The sequence below is a fragment of the Parendozoicomonas sp. 2304DJ65-17 genome (assembly GCF_058148445.1).
On the sequence record NZ_JBYVJV010000047.1, the window covers coordinates 1 to 281 of the forward strand.

At 47.7% G+C, this 281-nt stretch carries 1 rRNA gene; it reads right to left on the bottom strand.

The window, feature by feature from the left end:
- Positions 1 to 204 precede the first annotated feature (204 nt).
- A 5S ribosomal RNA gene (rrf, locus tag ACY2RR_RS24490) occupies positions 205 to 281 on the bottom strand; the annotation flags it as partial.

A 281-nucleotide genomic window follows, 5' to 3' on the forward strand; every position in this document is an offset into this window, starting at 1 on the left:
ATGAAATCAACGAGTTAGGAATCTCTCAACGGTGTCATCAAAGGCCTTGGCCGGTGACAACGAGGAGCGCATTCTACTCCGTTTCCGTTTGATGTCAATCGACATTTTCAGAAGGGAGGCTTTGATTTCAAAACCAAAATCAATGTGCTCACACTAATAAGCAAAAACCCCAGCCGCATAAGCGACTGGGGTTTTCTAATTAAAGCCTGGCGATGACCTACTCTCACATGGGGAAGCCCCACACTACCATCGGCGATACCTCGTTTCACTGCTGAGTTCGG